Raw genomic sequence first — 15033 nt, forward strand, 5'->3', positions numbered from 1 at the left:
CCACCGCCAGACTGAGCCAGCCACCCCCGCAGGCAGGCCGTGAAGAGACCCGTACATCGGCTGTATGGCGTAGTCACTGGTGGTCGACGCGCATGACGTGTAGCGTCACCAACAGCTGTCGTGGTTCCGAAGTACCTTCCGCCCGTGAGCAATCGCACGGGCGGTTTTGCTGTGTAGCACCGCTGAGGACCCGTCGATCACCTTCGGCTTCCGCGCTGTGCGGAAGCCCCCTTCGAGTCCCCATGGAGGACACACATGGCCACCGGAACCGTGAAGTGGTTCAACGCCGAAAAGGGCTTCGGCTTCATCGAGCAGGACGGTGGAGGCCCGGACGTCTTCGCCCACTACTCCAACATCGAAGGCCACGGATTCCGTGAGCTTCAGGAGGGCCAGAAGGTGTCGTTCAACGTCACCCAGGGGCAGAAGGGCCCCCAGGCGGAGAACATCACCCCGGCCTGACACCCGTAGAAAAGCCGTGCCCCGTCTCGTCTCCTACCGCGCGGCGAGACGGGCACCGAAGCTTTCCCGCAGGCCCCGAAGCGGCCGCCACCTCGTGTCGCCGCATCACGCTCGCCGCAGAGGCGGCACGCTCTGTCGAATTTCCTCCCGGCTGCAAAGGTCCGGTGGGCAGAGCAGCAGTGGACAAAATGAGGTCACTTCCCGCGATATCGGTGAAGAAACCATGTGGATCAACCGTGTGTTCCTCCATTCCGCGGGCACAAGGAGCCACGGAGGTTGATATCTATGGTTCCCCTGCTTCTCGTTCTACTGCTGGCTCTGATCCTCTTCGGCGCGGGCTTCGCGTTGAAGGCCCTGTGGTGGATCGCGGTGATCGTGCTGGTCGTCTGGCTGCTGGGCTTCGTCATGCGCTCCGCGGACACCGGCGGCCGCAGGGGTCGCTGGTACCGCTGGTGACCCGCTGAGGCAGCAGCAGGCCTGCGGGCTCCGGGTGCTTCCGGAGCCCGCAGGCCTTCTTGTCCCCTGTCAGGACACGATCCTGGCCGGCACGAGCCTTACGGCGGCGGGTGAGGGAACCCGGTCCTGGACGGGGTTCTCCCGTCACGCCCGGGCGCGGTACCACTGGTGGGCGCGTCGGCGAGGGCGATGCGGGCCGTGATGCGCTTGCCCAACGGCTCCTGGCGCACGGAGAGGTCCTCGCTCACCGCTTTGACGATTTCCAGGCCGTGCTGGCCGATTCTGCCGGGATCCACGGCTCGGGCCGAGGGAACGGTGGGGTCGCTGTCCCACACGATCACCTCCACGCTGTCGACGGTGACGCGTAACTCCATCAATACGGGACCAGGGGCGTACTTGCGGGCATTGGTGACCAGTTCGCTGACCACCAACCGGGTGACATCCATCGCGCGGGCGGACACGGGCAGGCGATGACCGCTACGGGCCTGTTCGAGGAAGGCGGTGGCGTGGTGCCGGGCATCGGCGATACACCCGTCGTGGCCGCCCAGAGCGAAGCCGGCGCGCAGAGGATGGTCGCCGGACCCCGTACAGTCGCCGTCCTCGGCTTCGAGTCCCACCGGCATCGCCTCATTCCCCGTCCACGCGAGCCTGCATCTCCCACCGGATGCCTACGGGTGCCCCGGATCCACCGTCCGATACAGCCGATCGCGTGCACCCTGCGCAGGCGGTGAGGCAGAATCGCCCACGCATGCTCCTGACTCGGTGCAAGCGTAAAGGCAGTCGAGGAGACAGTGAACGACATCCCGAAAGCAGACCGGCCGAACGGGCTCTCCGTCGAACAACAAGTGGTCGAAGGCGTCCGTGTCGTCGCCGTGCGCGGCGAGATCGACCACGACGTCAAGGACGTGTTCAGAGAGGCCCTGCTGCCGCAGAACGAGGCGGTTCCGCCCTCGCGGATCGTGCTCGACCTCAGCGACGTCACCTTCATGGACTCCAGCGGCATCAACGTCCTCGTCGCCGCCCATCGGGCCGTCGCCGGCGACGGGTGGCTGCGCATCGCCGGAGCACAGCCGTCCGTTCTACGGGTCCTGCTCGTCGTCGGGATCGATGAGGTCATCTCCTGCCATGCCACCGTCCGGCAGGCCATGAACCCCGGTTCGTGACACGTCGCCCGCCGCTCGAGCTGTCGTCAGTCCGCAGCCGCGGTCGCACGCATCGCCCCAGTCCAGGCGGAGGCGGCTCAGCGCGCGGCGTCTTGGCAGCCCAGTTCACCGATCTGCGTGCTTTCGGCGGCCGATCGCGACGGGGAGCGCGGATGATCCGGCTGGGTACCGGGTTTCCGGCACGGCACGGTCGCACGCGAAGGCCCCTGACATCGGTGTTCGCCGGGTTCCCGCGGTCGGCGAGGCGGTGCTCAGCCCTCACGATCAAGCCGGAACAGCGGTGCCGCCGAGGACGCTGGTCGTCGGGTTCGGCGCCAGAGACAGATGAGCAGTGATCCGTTTCCCTGTGGCACGAAGGGCGACGACCACTCGGTCGCTGACCGTGTGCACCATGCGCAGTCCGTGACCGCCGATCCGGCGCGGATCGGCCGGCTTGACCGCCGGCTCATCGGTCGAGCTGTCCCACACCGTGATCGTCAGTTCTTCGCGGGACAGCTGCAAAGTCATCCCGCAGGGCCCCGGAGCGTGCCGGACGGCGTTGGTGACCAGTTCACTGGCGGCCAGTTCGGCGTCCATGGCCAGGGTCGGCGGCGTCGACGGGAACCCCGTTCGCGGGGCATGGCCCAGGAAGGCGCGCAGGTCCTGGCGGGCGTTCGCAGCGCAGGCCGCGCCATCTCCCCAGATGGTTCCATAGCGCAGTGCGGTGTCCTCCTCCGTGCTCTGCTGATCGGGCGTGTGCTGCCTCTGCGGGATGGTCATGTGGACTCCTCCGTCGAGTTGCCCCTCGGCGCTTGCATGTCCTACGCGTACCCGGGTGACGAGCCGACACGCCGTGCGGGCTCTGGATGCCGCCGTCGGGGTGACGCCCCGCGCGTGGCTCAGGCCGTCCGAGCCCTCGCCAACGCCTCGGCCCCGTCCCGCGAGCAGCCGCCGCGCGCTGCCGTCAGGCCAGGCTCGCCCGGTGCGGGGGTGGCGGCGCGATGCCGTGCGTCCGAAGGCTCACTTCTCCTTGAGGTGGGCGTTGAGGCGGGCCAGCAGGTCGACGCCGTCGCGCAGTCGCCGCCGTTCGTCCGGGCTGAGCGCCCCACCGATGGCGGTGTCGAGCCGGCCGGAGCGTTGATCCCGTTCGGTGCCGAGACGGGCCCGTCCGGCGTCGGTGATGTGCACCAGGAGTTTGCGCCCGTCGGTGGGGGGAGGTTCGGTGCGGACGAGACCGTCGGCGAGAAGCTCCTTGACCGTCTTGGCCGCCGACTGGTGCGTGACTCCTCGACGGTGTGCCAGCTCGGCCGTGGTCTGCGGCCCGCCTCGGTCGAGGTGCCCCAGAACGGCGGCCTCTTCGACGCGGAGCTGATCGCCGCGGCCCTGGACGCCAGGCCCGAGCTGCGGGTCTACGGCACCGCCTCCGTCGCGGCCACGCTCGGGAGCCATGGCGGCCGCGTCCGCACCGTCACCGCGGACTATGCCTTCGCGGTCGGCTCCTTCTCCGTGACCGTCCATGGCCGACGCCACGCCCTGATCCACCCCGACATTCCCTGCCCCGACAACGTCGGATACCTCGTCGACGCCGCTCTCTACCACCCGGGCGACGCCTACTTCGTCCCGGACGCATCGGTCCGCACGCTTCTGCTGCCCACCAGCGGGCCCTGGACCAAGCTCGGCGAAGCCGCCGACTTCGTCCGCGCCGTCCAACCCGACCGGATCGTCCAGACACACGACTGATGCTGAGTGAGCTGGGTCGGAACTCCACGGCCACCCTTCTCGGCGAGAATGGCCTGACCGGCACCCCTCTGACTCGCCTGAGCCCCGGTACCACCATCGAGCTGTAACGGACGAGACAAGCAGCGGAAGAGTCAAGTGGACCCGAAGAAGGCACACCATGTGGGCGTCCTCGTCTTCGACGAGATGAAGATGCTCGATCTGTCCGGACCGGCGGAGGTCTTCAGCGAGGCCAACCGGTACGGAGCGAACTACCGGCTGAGCATCGTCTCGGTCGACGGCACCCCGGTACGCACCTCCATCGGCCTCCAGGTGCCGGTGGACACGGATGCCGCGTCGGCCCCCGCCTTCGACACCCTGCTGGTCACGGGCGGCGACCTGCTACCGGGCCGCCTCGTCGACCCGAACCTCAGCGCCGCAGCGAGCCGGCTCGCTGCCACGGCCGGACGGGTGGCGTCGATCTGCACCGGTGCCTTCATCCTGGCCGCGGCGGGACTGCTCGACGGCAGACGGGCGACGACGCACTGGCAGCACACGGCTTCGCTGGCCCGCGGCTATCCGTCGACACGCGTGGAGCCAGATGCCCTCTATGTCAAGGACGGCACGCTCTACACGTCGGCAGGCGTCACCGCGGGGATCGACCTGGCGCTGGCTCTGCTGGAGGAGGACCACGGCCCCGGACTAACCCGCGACGTCGCCCGCTCGCTCGTGGTGTACATGCAACGGCCCGGCGGACAGTCGCAGTTCTCCGCCTCGCTCCAGGGCCCCGCCCCACGGACCCCCGTCCTGCGACAGATCCAGGACATGGTGCAGACGGAGCCGACCGCCGACCACAGCCTGAACGCGCTCGCCACACGGGCCCGGGTCAGTCCCCGGCACCTGACCCGCATGTTCCGCACCGAGGTGGGCACCACACCGATGAAGTACGTGGAAAGGTCATCCAGAACTCCGCCTGGCCGGAGTAGACCGTGCCGAGGAACCGCGCCGGACCGGCCGCGGTCCGCTCCGGCACGCTGGTGGCGTTCGTGAAGTGGTGCCGACAGCAGCCCGCCCGGTGGCCGCAGCCTGGTCGAGTGCACCATCCTGTGGTGCGCGGAGCAGTTGGCCTCCGTCTCGCAGGCCCGCGCCCACTCCCCCGCGCCCGCGCCCGCGCCCACTCCCGCGAGAATCGTCCCCAGCCGATCCTGGGCGAGGACCGGGAGCGCCACCTGCGTAGCGGCTCACCGCAGCGTGATCTCCTCGCCGATCGACTGCTCGCGGGCGGCGGCGACGACCAGAGCCGTGGCCGCGGCGTCCTGCGCTGCCACGCCGACCGACTTGTAGAGGGTGATCTGGTCCGGTGTGGTGCGCCCCGGTCTGCTGCCGGCAATGAGTTCGCCCAGCTCGGCGTGCACGTGATCGGCGGTGATGAGGCCGTCGCGGATGGGCATGAGCAGGTCGTTGCTGCCCGCGGGGGGTGGGGCAAGCACTGCCTGGCGCGATTCGACGCACACCAGTGCCTCGATGACCGTGGCGTCGTCGATCTCGCGGCCGGTCGGGTTGTATCCGACGGACGTGACGTGCACCCCGGGTGTCAGCCAGGCACGCCGGATCACGGGTTCGACGGCATGCGTCGTCGCGGCGGCGATGTCCGCGCCGTCGAGTGCTTCGGCGTAGCTGGACACTGCGCGGACGTCGCCCTCCAGCACTGCGGAGAGTTCCTCGGCCAGGGCAGCGGCTTTCGCCGGATCGCGGCCGGCGATGCGGATCTGGCGGATCGGGCGGACCCGACAGAGGGCGCGGGCGTGGGACCGGGCCTGCACGCCGGTGCCCAGCACTGCCAGCACGGTCGCGTCCTCGCGGGCCAGCAGCCGCGCCGACAGCGCGGAGCAGGCGCCGGTCCGCGCTGCGGTGATGGCCGTACCGTCCAACAGCGCAACGGGCTCGCCGGTGTCCGGATCGAACGCCACGACCAGCGCCTGGTGTGTGGGCAGCCGTGCCCCGTCGTTGTGCGGGAAGAGTGACACCAGCTTGGTCATGAGCACTCCGGCCGACGGCAGGAAGCCCGGCATGGCAGCCAGGAACGCGTCGCGTTCGGGCACCAGAGCGGCGACGCGGTCGGGTACCGAGGCGCGGCCCGCACTGAGGTCCGCCATCGCCGGGGCGAGCACATCGATCAGCGCGTCCACGTCGAGCAGGGCCTCGACCTGCGAGCGGCCCAGAAGCAGCATCCGCCTCGACCTCCTGACGCCGGTCGTCCGGCCGGCCACACAGTCACATTGTCAGCCGCGGCACCTGTTGTTCCGACGGTGACACACAGCCCTTCCCGAGCACATTCATCCGTACGCGCCTGAGCACTCCGGCCACCGGCGCCTACGTCGACGGTCGCGACCACAGGCCCGTCCGTCGCAGGTCACGGCGTTGCACAGAACGCCCCGGCGATTGCACAGGGCCCTCGCAGAGGACTGGTCGCCGGCCGTCGGACGGATCAGCGTCAGCGGCTTCCTCATCTCCTTCGCCCTCGCCCCCACCTGACCACCGTGCCCGGTTCACCGATGGGAGAGCCAGGCACCGAGGCCGTACCGACCTCAAGCACGCGCGGCCCCCGGTCCGCTGGAAGCCGAGGCACCCGCGTGCCGCGTTCGCGACGCCGGGCGCTCAGCAGACCGGACGGGATTCGAAGGGTGCAGCTGGACAGATCGAGCCCCGCTGGGTAGACAGGCACACGATGCTCCGGGTGGAGGCCGCAGATGGATCTGGTCGGCCGCTCATCAACCAGGAGCTTCCCCCCTCCTTCCGCACTCGGCTCAGCACCAACTCGGCCCGCGGGCAAGCAGGTCGAAAGACCGCTCGCGCCTCACCGATCCCCTGAGAAAGGGCTCCGATGAAGGTCTCGTGGCCCGTGATGGTCACCTTCGCTGCGATCACCGTCGTCAGCCCGGCGGCCGGAATGGCCGGCTCATGAGCACCCGTCGGCCGATCATCGTCGCCTGGGCGGGACTGTGCCTGGTCGGTATCGCCGCCACCTCCGCACTCAACGCCGCGCCGTACACGGACAATCCGGTGTCCCCCGTCGAGGAGCCGACACCTACAGACATGTACGCCGTCGACTGCCAGGAGATCGCCGACGAGATGGAACAGGCCCGCGCCGACGCCAAGCGCGAGCAGCAGGAAGCGCTCGACCCGTCCGCGACTCCTCGGCACCAGGTGACAGTCAGGGACTGGGCGGTGCCGGAGGAATGCGCGGACGTACTCGACGACCGTGGCCTGAGGGAACGCTGACGACGGCGCATGCTGCGACCGCGTACGACCACGGAGTCCACCCGTCGACGAGAGGGTGGCACGAAGACAAGAGCCACGAGAGGACCGAGGCGATGGTCGGCGCGGTCACCGGCGCCCTGGCCGCTCCCGATGCCCTCCTGCGCAGCAGACCGCCGGACCGCCGGCGACAAGTTCCTCGGGCCTCACGCGTGCGGCCCCCGAAGTAGCCCTGCATGCGCGCGAATGGGGACGTGGCCGCCTGTGAGGGACTACTTGAATTCGACTCGCCCTATCGGATCGGGGTCGGTCGTCAGTGCCTGGCATGCGTCCTGCCAGGTGGGAGCCCCGAGACGAAGCTGGTTGCGGAGGTAGGCCGCGGTGAGCTGGGCGAGGCCGGCGACTCGTTCGGGGTTCTCGTCCGTGGTCTCGGCGGCGTCGAATCCGGCGATCCCGCCGAGACCGTGCTCCGCGCCGAACAGGGTGAGCAGGGTCTTGGGTCCGGGGGCGAGGGTGTAGGGGTCGGCGTGCCAGTCCGGCCCCATGTCCGTGAAGTGGCGGGAGTCGTCCTTGTCGCCGACGACAACCAGCGTGGGTGTGGTCATCGTGGAGAAGTCGATGGTCCGGAAGACCGGCAGTGCGTCAGCCATCGGCCCGTTGAGTACGTCACCCCTGCCGGGTGCGGCGAGCAGCACGCCCGCCTTGATCCGGGGTTCGAGAAGACTCACCTCTCCCCCTTCGTCGGGGTCGGTGACCCGGGCCCCGAGCAGGAGGCTGGAGGTGAAGCCACCGAACGAGTGGCCGGCGACGGCAATCCTGGTGTGGTCGATCCGTCCGGAGAGCAGCGGTACGGCCTCCTCGATCATGTCGAGTCGGTCGATGATGTGCGACATGTCCTCGGAGCGCGAACGCCAGAAGAAGGGCGCTCCGGGGGCGTCGGCGACCAGGTGGCTCAGCGTCCTGGAGGTGAGGTGGGTCGGCTGGATGACCACGAATCCTTGGGCGGCCCAGGAGTTGACGAGCGGCCCGTAGCCGTTGAGCGAGGAGAGGTTGTTCGAGGGGCCCTGCCCGTGGGAGAGGAGGACGACGGCAAGTCCGGTTCCGGTCGCGGGTGCGGAGACGCGCAGTTGGAGGTCGACGGGACGTCCGGGCACGGAGAGGGTCACGGGGCTGTAGGACTGGACCGGGACGGGCGTGTTGAAGGCGTCGGCACTGGTGACGATGGATGTGCTCACGATGTGGGTTCCCTTTCGGTGCACCTGCTGCCCGCAGGTCTCCTGCGACCGACAACGGACACGGTGGTCAGGGGCATTCCGTTCGACCAACCCGAAACGGAACGCCGCTCCGTTTAGTATCCGGAACGGCGCTCCGTTTTGTCAATCGCGTGGGAGGGATGTGCGATGGCCATCGGCAGGGCTGAAGAGCAGTCGCCGTCCCAGGGCAAGCTGGCCGACGCACCGCGCGACCGGCCGACGGTACTCACTGCCGCCGCCGAGGTGTTCGCCATCTCCGGCGCCGACGCACCGATCCGCCGGCTGCACACCTACTTCCTCGACCGCCTGCTGCCCGTCTGCACCCGGCTGCTCGACGCCGCGGTCGAGGCCGGCGGCATGAGGCCCGGCACGCAGCCGTACAAGCTGACGCACGGTATCGGCAACCTCTCCATCGGAGATGACGATGACCCCCGCTACGACCCCGACACCTGATCGCTCTCCCTCTCCACCGACTGCAGCGACCTCTCACGCGTCCTGATGCCGATGAAATGAGGGGCCGTCCCGCACCGAGTTGGACTTCACGAGGCATGCGCGGCAAGCCGGTTGGCCGTTCCCGCGGCGACCTTCCTCCTTCGACCAACCAGATGACGCGGCCACCAGGTACGCGCAGGGTGTGGTCTCACGCCGCAGCGCAGGCCGAGCGCGATCGGGTGCGCATCCGAGCCTTGGACTGCACCATTACTGCAACCGACCCGCGGCTGGGCTGCACCACCAGCCTCACCACAGGCGCCGACCGCCGGATACTGACGGCTCGGGCGAGCGGGCGGGCGGGCGACCGCAGGACCGACGTATGCGAGATGGTGGCGACCGTCCGCCGAAGTCATCCCTACCGGCCGTGACGCCCATTTGACGCTCCGGACGTTCGGGCGGTCGCCCAGCTGCGTGCGAGGACGGAGCCGGGCAGGCGCTCGGTGACTGGCACGGCCGGGCTCCGGAAGTGAGAGCGTGGCTCACCACCGGCGTGAGCCGATGAGGGCACGACTGCTGCTCACGCCCCCAGGCGAGTGGGGACGTGAGCGCAGACACTGAACCGAGGTCAGCTGATGGTGAGGGTCCGCTGTGCCGTCAGGCTCCGGGACGAACGTGCGGTCGCGAAGGTGTAGGAACCGGGTACGAGCGTCCAGGCGCCCGCATTCCAGACGGTGAGGTCCTGCGTGGGGACGGTGAGGGTGAGCCGCTTGGACCCCGCAGCGGGAAGGGTGACCTTCTGGAAGGCGACGAGGCGGCGCGGTTCGCCGCCGCCGCCGTCGGCAGGGTGGCGTACACCTGGACGACGTCGGTGCCCTGGCGTCGGCCCGTGTTGGTGACCGTGACGCTGAGGGTGATGCGCGCGGCCCTCTGGTCGTAGGCGGCTTCGACGGAGCCGTGGGCGAAGGTCGTGTAGGACAGACCGTGGCCGAAGGCGAAGCGGGGCTGCCGGCCGTTGGCGTCGTAGTAGCGGTAGCCGACGGCGATGCCCTCGTCGTAGGAGACGGTGCCGTTCGTGCCGGGGTAGGTGGCGGTCGTGGTGCCCGGTCCCTGGCCGGCGTCGGCGGGGAAGGTGACCGGCAGGCGGCCGGAGGGGTCGCTGTCGCCGAAGAGGACGGCTGCGAGGGCGGTGCCCATGCCGCGGCCTCCGTACCACGCCTGGATCACGGCTTCCACGTCGTCCAGCCAGGGGGTGGCGACGGGTCCGTCGGTGTTGAGGACGACGATCGTGCGGGGGTTGGCCGCTGCGACGGCGGAGATCAGCTGGTTCTGGTCGCCGGGGAGTTCGAACCGTTCGTGGTCCATGGCTTCACCGGCGACCCGGTTGACGACGACGACCGCGGCGTCGGCCGCGCGGGCCGCCGTCACCGCGGAGGGGATGAGCGAGTCGGGCTGCCAGCCGAGGGTGAGGCCGCAGGTGCCGGGTTCCGCGGTGGCGTTGGTGTAGGTCAGCTCGACGGTGACGGGGCGACCGGCGGCCAGTTCCGCGATGCCCTGGAGGGGGTAGTCGTAGGGGCCGAGGAAGAAGCGGCGCATCTGCCGGGTACCGGAGACGACCGTCCTGCCGTTGATCTTGAGCGCGGTGGTCCCTGCGGGCAACAGGGAGAAGCGATGCAGGCCCGTGACGGTCGGCGTGAGGGTGCCGGTCCACTTCGCGGACCAGACGCCGGGCAGCGCGTCGACGGGAGCGGTGGTGAAGTCGACCGTCGCGTCGGTGCGGGTGGCGAGGGGGGTGCCGGTGGTGTCGGCACCCGCGTAGTAGGTTCCGGTCAGACCGGCCGTCCCGGCGCTAGTGCGCAGGACTGCCGAGGGGACCGTGGTGAGGGGGACGTCACCCTTGGTGCCCTGCGCGTGCGTGACCTCGAGTGAACCGCCCGCGCGGGCGCGGATGGCCTGGAGCGGCGTCGTCCAGGCGCCGGGGTCGACGTACGTGGATCCGGAGACGCCTGGAAGGACGTCCTCGCCGGCGGGGCCGATGATCGCCAGCGACTTCAGCGACGCGGGCAGCGGCAGTGCCGCGGAGCGGTTGTGGAGCAGCACCGTGGAGGCGACCGCGGCCTCGTGGGCGAGGCTCTGGTGTTCCGGCGTACTGACGTCGTCGGCCGGGGCGGGGACGGCGTGGTCGAAGAGACCGTTCGCGAACATCGTGACGAGGATGCGGCGGGCCGCGTCGTCGAGACGTGAGCCGGGGATCGCGCCGCCGGTGAGGGCGCCCGCCGGGATCTTGACGGCGCCGGGCCCGAGTCCGGCGAGGTCCATGCCGGCGCGGGCGGCGGCGATCTGGTCGGAGCCCGCCCAGAAGTCCGGCACCGTGTAGCCCTGGAGACCGATCCGGTTCTTCAAGTCGTTGAACAGGGACGGGTGCTCGGTCGCGAAGGTGCCGTTGATCTTCGGATAGGCCATCATCACGGAGGTGGCCGGTGCGGCGGCGACGACGCGGCGGAAGGGCGCCTGGTAGATCTCGTGCAGGGCGCGGTCGGAGACCCTGGTGTCGGTGAAGAAGCGGTTGGTCTCCTGGGTGTAGGCGGCGAAGTGCTTGACGGTGGCCGCCACGTTCTGGCTCTGCATGCCGACGGTGAGGGCCGCGCCGAGACGGCCGGCCAGCAGCGGGTCCTCCCCCATGGCTTCGGCCTGGCGGCCGAAGTGCCAGGTGCGGATCAGGTCGACGGTGGGCCCGAGGAGGTTGTTGTAGCCCTTGCCGCGGCCTTCCGCGCCGATGGCGCGACCGATGCGGCCGGCCAGGTCCTCGTCGAAGGACGCGCTTTGAGCGACGGGCACGGGGAAGGCGGTGACGCCCTTCTCGCCCCGGAGCCCGGCCGAGGCGTCGACCATGGCCAGCGCCGGAACGCCCAGGTGGGCGACGCCCGCGAAGTCGCACCGGACCAGCGCCTCCTTTTCGGCGGCTGTCATCCGGGCGAGCAGGGCGTCCGCTCGCTGCTGTGGGGTGGTGCGGGAGGCGGCGGCCGCCTGGTCACTCACGGCCGGGGCCATGCTCATGGCCAGGGCGGTGAAGGTGGCGGCCGAGAGGAAGGTGCGTCTGTTCACAGCGGCTCTCCGAGCGGACAGGGCGGCTACCGACGGGGTGCCGCGGGGTGGGGAGGGGGCCGAGAGGGGTCAGCTTCACGGTCGGCCCGAATGACTTACATCCAGGCGATGGATGCCACGACCGAAAAACCGGACGACAGAGAAGTCCGGCGTGTTCATTCACAAGGGAATACATCGGGCTCAGGGAATTTCCTGCGCCACGCTTTCCAGAAGGCACCGGCGGCCTGTTTCGCCAAGTCCGGCACTGCGGCTCGCACGATCAGTCCCCGTGCCGGTCATCTCCCATGCCGACGAGACAGTCCCGTAGGGGGTGTCCCTCCGGCCGGAACCGGTCGTACGACGATCCACGACGAGGGTGTCGCCGGTGAAGACGGCGCCGAGATCCGGGAGGTGGAGACGGATCGCTCCCGGCGTGTGCCCGGGGGTGTGGAGCACCCGCAGCCGCGTGCCGGCGACCTCGACGCGCTGGCTGTCGGAGAGGTAGCCGTGGGGGGCGCGGTCCGAGCGGGTGTGCTTCCACAGCAACCGGTCGTCAAGGTGCAGCAGGATGGGCGCGCCGGTCGCCGCGGCGAGCGCCGGGGCCGCGTTGACATGGTCGTCGTGGGTATGGGTGCACACGACGGCGGTCAGCCGCCGGTCGCCGACCGCGGCGACGATGGCGTCGGCGTCGTGGGCGGCGTCGACGACGAGCGCCTCGTGGTCGTCGCCGACGCTCCAGACGTTGTTGTCGACGTCCCGGATGCCGTCGTCCGGCGTGAAGACGCCCGAGGTGACGAACCGTTCGATGCGCACGCCGGTCATCAGAGGATCACCACAGAGCGCAGGACGTCGCCCTTGTGCATGCGGGCGAAGGCGTCCTCCACCTCGTCCAGGGCGATGGTCTCGCTGACGAAGGCGTCGAGGTCCAGGCGGCCCTGGAGGTGGAGGTCGATGAGCATGGGAAAGTCACGGGACGGGAGGCAATCGCCGTACCAGGAGGACTTGAGCGCCCCGCCGCGACCGAACACGTCCAGCAGCGGCAGTTCGAGTCGCATCTCCGGGGTGGGCACGCCGACCAGGACGACGGTGCCGGCCAGGTCGCGGGCGTAGAACGCCTGCCGGTAGGTCTCCGGTCGGCCGACGGCCTCGATCACGACGTCGGCACCGAAGCCACCGGTCAGGTCACGGACGGCCTCGACCGGGTCGGTCGTGCCGGAGTTGACCGTGTGCGTGGCGCCCAGGGACCTGGCGGTGGCCAGCTTGCGGTCGTCGATGTCGACGGCGATGAGCTTCGCCGCCCCGGCCAGCCGTGCGCCGACCACGGCCGCGTCACCCACACCACCGCAGCCGATGACCGCCACGGTGTCGCCCCTGCCGACGCCCCCGGTGTTGATCGCGGCACCGATGCCCGCCATCACCCCGCAGCCGAGCAGCCCGGCGGCGGCCGGGGACGCGGCCGGGTCGACCTTGGTGCACTGACCGGCGGCGACGAGCGTCTTCTCGGCGAAGGCACCGATGCCGAGGGCCGGCGACAGCTCGGTGCCGTCGATGAGGGTCATCCTCTGGCGCGCGTTGCGGGTGTCGAAGCAGTACTGCGGGCGCCCGCGCCGACAGGCCCGGCAACGGCCGCACACCGCACGCCAGTTGAGGATCACGAAGTCGCCCAGAGCCACGTCGGTCACGTCGGGTCCGACCTGCTCGACGACACCTGCCGCCTCGTGGCCGAGGAGGAAGGGGAAGTCGTCGTTGATGCCGCCCTCACGGTAGTGCAGGTCGGTGTGGCAGACGCCGCACGCCTGCACCCTCACCACCGCCTCCCCGGGACCGGGGTCGGGTACGACGACCGTCTCGACGCGTACCGGTTCGCCTTTCGCGCGGGCGACGACGCCATGTACGTGCTGGGGCATGGGGACAGGTCCTCTCGGTGGGGTGGTGCCTGCGGGTGGGTCGGGGGATCCGGATGCCCCGTGGTGGTCAGCCGGCAGGACGGATGCGCACGGGAAGGGAGGCCCAGGAGCGCAAGGTGTTGTTGAGGTGTCGCCTCGGCTCGCCGACCAGTTCCAGGTGTGTGACGCGGCGGGCGAGGGCGGTCAGCAGGGACTCGGCCTCCAGGCGGGCGACGTGCTGGCCGACGCACTGGTGGATGCCCATGCCGAAGCCGACGTGACCCGAGGGGTCGCGGGTGAGGTCGAAGCGGTCGGGGTCCGGCCAGCGCTCCGGGTCGCGGTTGGCGGAGCCGAGGAACATGAGGATCTTGCCGCCCTCGCGGATGCGGGTACCGGCGATGTCGACGTCGGTGGTGGCGGTGCGGAAGAAGGTCTGCACCGGGGACTGCCAGCGCACCGCCTCGTCGAACGCCGTCCGCGCCAGGTCGGGACGGGCGCGCAGCCTCTGCCACTGCTCCGGATGCGTCGCGAAGGCGTACAGGGCGGCAGCCAGGCCGTGCACGGTGGTGTCGACGCCGGCGGTCAGCAGCGAGCGCACCACCAGGGGCGCCTGCGCACGGGTGAGGTCGCCGCGGTCGGCGGCGGCCCAGATCCGGGCACCGAAGCCGTCCTCACTCAGCGCCTCGCGGGCGCACTGGGCGTTCACCCAGGCCGACAGGTCCCCGACCCGGTGCGCGTCGGATTCGACGAGGGCGTTGCGCGGTCCGAAGGCGTTGAAGGCCATGTTCCCGTAGGGCAGCAGGTTCTCCCGCCCGTGCGGGCCGAGACCGACCGCGTCGGGGAAGACCCGCAGGGGGAATGCCTGCGCCAGGGCTGCGAAGGCGTCGAACTCCCGCCCCCGCTCGGCGAGTACCGTCTCGACGAGTTCCTCGGCGACCGCCTGCCACGTCTCGCACAGCCGGCGCAGGGCGAGCGGGGCGAGGATCTCGCGCAGCACGCGGCGCGGCGCATCGTGGTGGGGCGGGTCCGCCTCCAGCAGCAGGCTCGGCGGGCGCCACGGCTTCTCGTGGCGGAAGTTGGCCAGTCCCACTCCGGCACCGGACTGGAAGGTCTGCCAGTCGACGAGGGCGGCGTGCACCTCCTGATGGCGGGCCAGGGCGTGTACGTCGTAACGGGACAGGCGGACGACGGGGCCGGCTTCGCGCAACCGCCGGTGCAGTGGCTCGGGGCGTTCCAGGTTTTCGGCGGCGAACGGGTCGGCGTCACTGATCGGCGGCGACGCGGGAACGGCGGCTGTCTCGGTCATGGCGGCTCCACGAAAGGCGGCTCGGGGCAGGAGGGTTCGAGGCA

15 protein-coding genes and 2 pseudogenes are annotated in these 15033 nt (G+C 70.3%); 7 read left to right on the plus strand and 10 right to left on the minus strand.

What is annotated here, in order from left to right; all coding sequences use genetic code 11:
• Window positions 1-255 precede the first annotated feature (255 nt).
• Together BM536_RS28800 and BM536_RS28805 are read left to right on the plus strand one after the other, a co-directional pair.
• On the plus strand, window positions 256-459 hold the full coding sequence (locus BM536_RS28800; RefSeq protein ID WP_073497059.1) for a cold-shock protein: 204 nt from the start codon (window positions 256-258) through the stop codon (window positions 457-459).
• 285 nt (window positions 460-744) lie between these two features.
• On the plus strand, window positions 745-915 hold the full coding sequence (locus tag BM536_RS28805; protein ID WP_045563097.1) for a DUF5670 family protein: 171 nt from the start codon (window positions 745-747) through the stop codon (window positions 913-915).
• A gap of 98 nt (window positions 916-1013) precedes the next feature.
• Here BM536_RS28805 and BM536_RS28810 read toward each other — a convergent pair whose 3' ends face one another.
• Window positions 1014-1532, minus strand: a complete 519-nt coding sequence (locus BM536_RS28810) for an ATP-binding protein (RefSeq protein WP_073497067.1) — start codon at window positions 1530-1532, stop codon at window positions 1014-1016.
• A gap of 174 nt (window positions 1533-1706) precedes the next feature.
• Between BM536_RS28810 and BM536_RS28815 the strand changes: the two genes are divergently transcribed.
• The gene (locus BM536_RS28815; RefSeq protein WP_073497057.1) at window positions 1707-2078 is read left to right on the plus strand and encodes an STAS domain-containing protein; all 372 of its coding nucleotides are present in this window, start codon (window positions 1707-1709) and stop codon (window positions 2076-2078) included.
• A 264-nt stretch (window positions 2079-2342) separates the two neighbouring features.
• On the opposite strand, the gene BM536_RS28820 is transcribed toward BM536_RS28815, so the two are convergent.
• Together BM536_RS28820 and BM536_RS28825 are read right to left on the minus strand one after the other, a co-directional pair.
• On the minus strand, window positions 2343-2837 hold the full coding sequence (locus BM536_RS28820) for an ATP-binding protein (RefSeq protein ID WP_073497055.1): 495 nt from the start codon (window positions 2835-2837) through the stop codon (window positions 2343-2345).
• Window positions 2838-3077: 240 nt separating this feature from the next.
• The gene (locus BM536_RS28825) at window positions 3078-3359 is read right to left on the minus strand and encodes a MarR family winged helix-turn-helix transcriptional regulator (protein ID WP_425444694.1); all 282 of its coding nucleotides are present in this window, start codon (window positions 3357-3359) and stop codon (window positions 3078-3080) included.
• Here BM536_RS28825 and BM536_RS44995 point away from each other — a divergent pair.
• Window positions 3240-3797: an MBL fold metallo-hydrolase gene (locus tag BM536_RS44995; protein ID WP_425444695.1), complete on the plus strand. Its 558-nt coding sequence runs from the start codon at window positions 3240-3242 to the stop codon at window positions 3795-3797. The two genes, BM536_RS28825 and BM536_RS44995, sit on opposite strands and share 120 nt — an antisense overlap.
• 135 nt (window positions 3798-3932) lie before the next feature.
• Window positions 3933-4823 carry a GlxA family transcriptional regulator gene (locus BM536_RS28835; RefSeq protein WP_425444690.1) on the plus strand — a complete coding sequence of 297 codons (891 nt, stop codon included), beginning with the start codon at window positions 3933-3935 and terminating at the stop codon, window positions 4821-4823.
• Between the two features lie 191 nt (window positions 4824-5014).
• Here the strand turns inward: BM536_RS28835 and BM536_RS28840 are convergent, their stop codons facing one another.
• Window positions 5015-6004 carry an ornithine cyclodeaminase family protein gene (locus BM536_RS28840; protein WP_094103683.1) on the minus strand — a complete coding sequence of 330 codons (990 nt, stop codon included), beginning with the start codon at window positions 6002-6004 and terminating at the stop codon, window positions 5015-5017.
• Between the two features lie 730 nt (window positions 6005-6734).
• Here BM536_RS28840 and BM536_RS28845 point away from each other — a divergent pair.
• A complete protein-coding gene (locus tag BM536_RS28845; protein ID WP_073497049.1) occupies window positions 6735-7055 on the plus strand; it encodes a hypothetical protein in 321 nt (106 codons plus the stop codon).
• Between the two features lie 248 nt (window positions 7056-7303).
• Here BM536_RS28845 and BM536_RS28850 read toward each other — a convergent pair whose 3' ends face one another.
• Window positions 7304-8266, minus strand: coding sequence for an alpha/beta hydrolase family protein (locus BM536_RS28850; protein ID WP_211362966.1), 963 nt, complete (start codon window positions 8264-8266; stop codon window positions 7304-7306).
• A 165-nt stretch (window positions 8267-8431) separates the two neighbouring features.
• On the opposite strand from BM536_RS28850, the gene BM536_RS28855 reads away from it, so the two are divergent.
• The gene (locus tag BM536_RS28855; protein ID WP_073497047.1) at window positions 8432-8737 is read left to right on the plus strand and encodes a hypothetical protein; all 306 of its coding nucleotides are present in this window, start codon (window positions 8432-8434) and stop codon (window positions 8735-8737) included.
• A gap of 604 nt (window positions 8738-9341) precedes the next feature.
• Here the strand turns inward: BM536_RS28855 and BM536_RS43290 are convergent.
• From BM536_RS43290 to BM536_RS28875, 5 genes and pseudogenes are all read right to left on the minus strand, one after another.
• Window positions 9342-9509, minus strand: a pseudogene (locus tag BM536_RS43290) (fibronectin type III-like domain-contianing protein); the annotation flags it as partial.
• A 296-nt stretch (window positions 9510-9805) separates the two neighbouring features.
• Window positions 9806-11770 (minus strand): annotated as a pseudogene (locus BM536_RS28860) (glycoside hydrolase family 3 C-terminal domain-containing protein); the annotation flags it as partial.
• 228 nt (window positions 11771-11998) lie between these two features.
• Complete coding sequence (locus tag BM536_RS28865) at window positions 11999-12619, minus strand: MBL fold metallo-hydrolase (protein ID WP_094103684.1); 621 nt, start codon at window positions 12617-12619, stop codon at window positions 11999-12001.
• A complete protein-coding gene (locus tag BM536_RS28870) occupies window positions 12619-13704 on the minus strand; it encodes an S-(hydroxymethyl)mycothiol dehydrogenase (protein WP_094103685.1) in 1086 nt (361 codons plus the stop codon). The genes BM536_RS28865 and BM536_RS28870 overlap by 1 nt, the downstream gene beginning before the upstream one ends.
• Before the next feature lie 67 nt (window positions 13705-13771).
• Window positions 13772-14989: a cytochrome P450 gene (locus BM536_RS28875; protein ID WP_094103686.1), complete on the minus strand. Its 1218-nt coding sequence runs from the start codon at window positions 14987-14989 to the stop codon at window positions 13772-13774.
• Window positions 14990-15033: the final 44 nt, after the last annotated feature.

Origin of the sequence: Streptomyces phaeoluteigriseus, assembly GCF_001896135.2 — a bacterium.
In the GTDB taxonomy this organism is placed as follows: Bacteria; Actinomycetota; Actinomycetes; order Streptomycetales; family Streptomycetaceae; genus Streptomyces; species Streptomyces phaeoluteigriseus.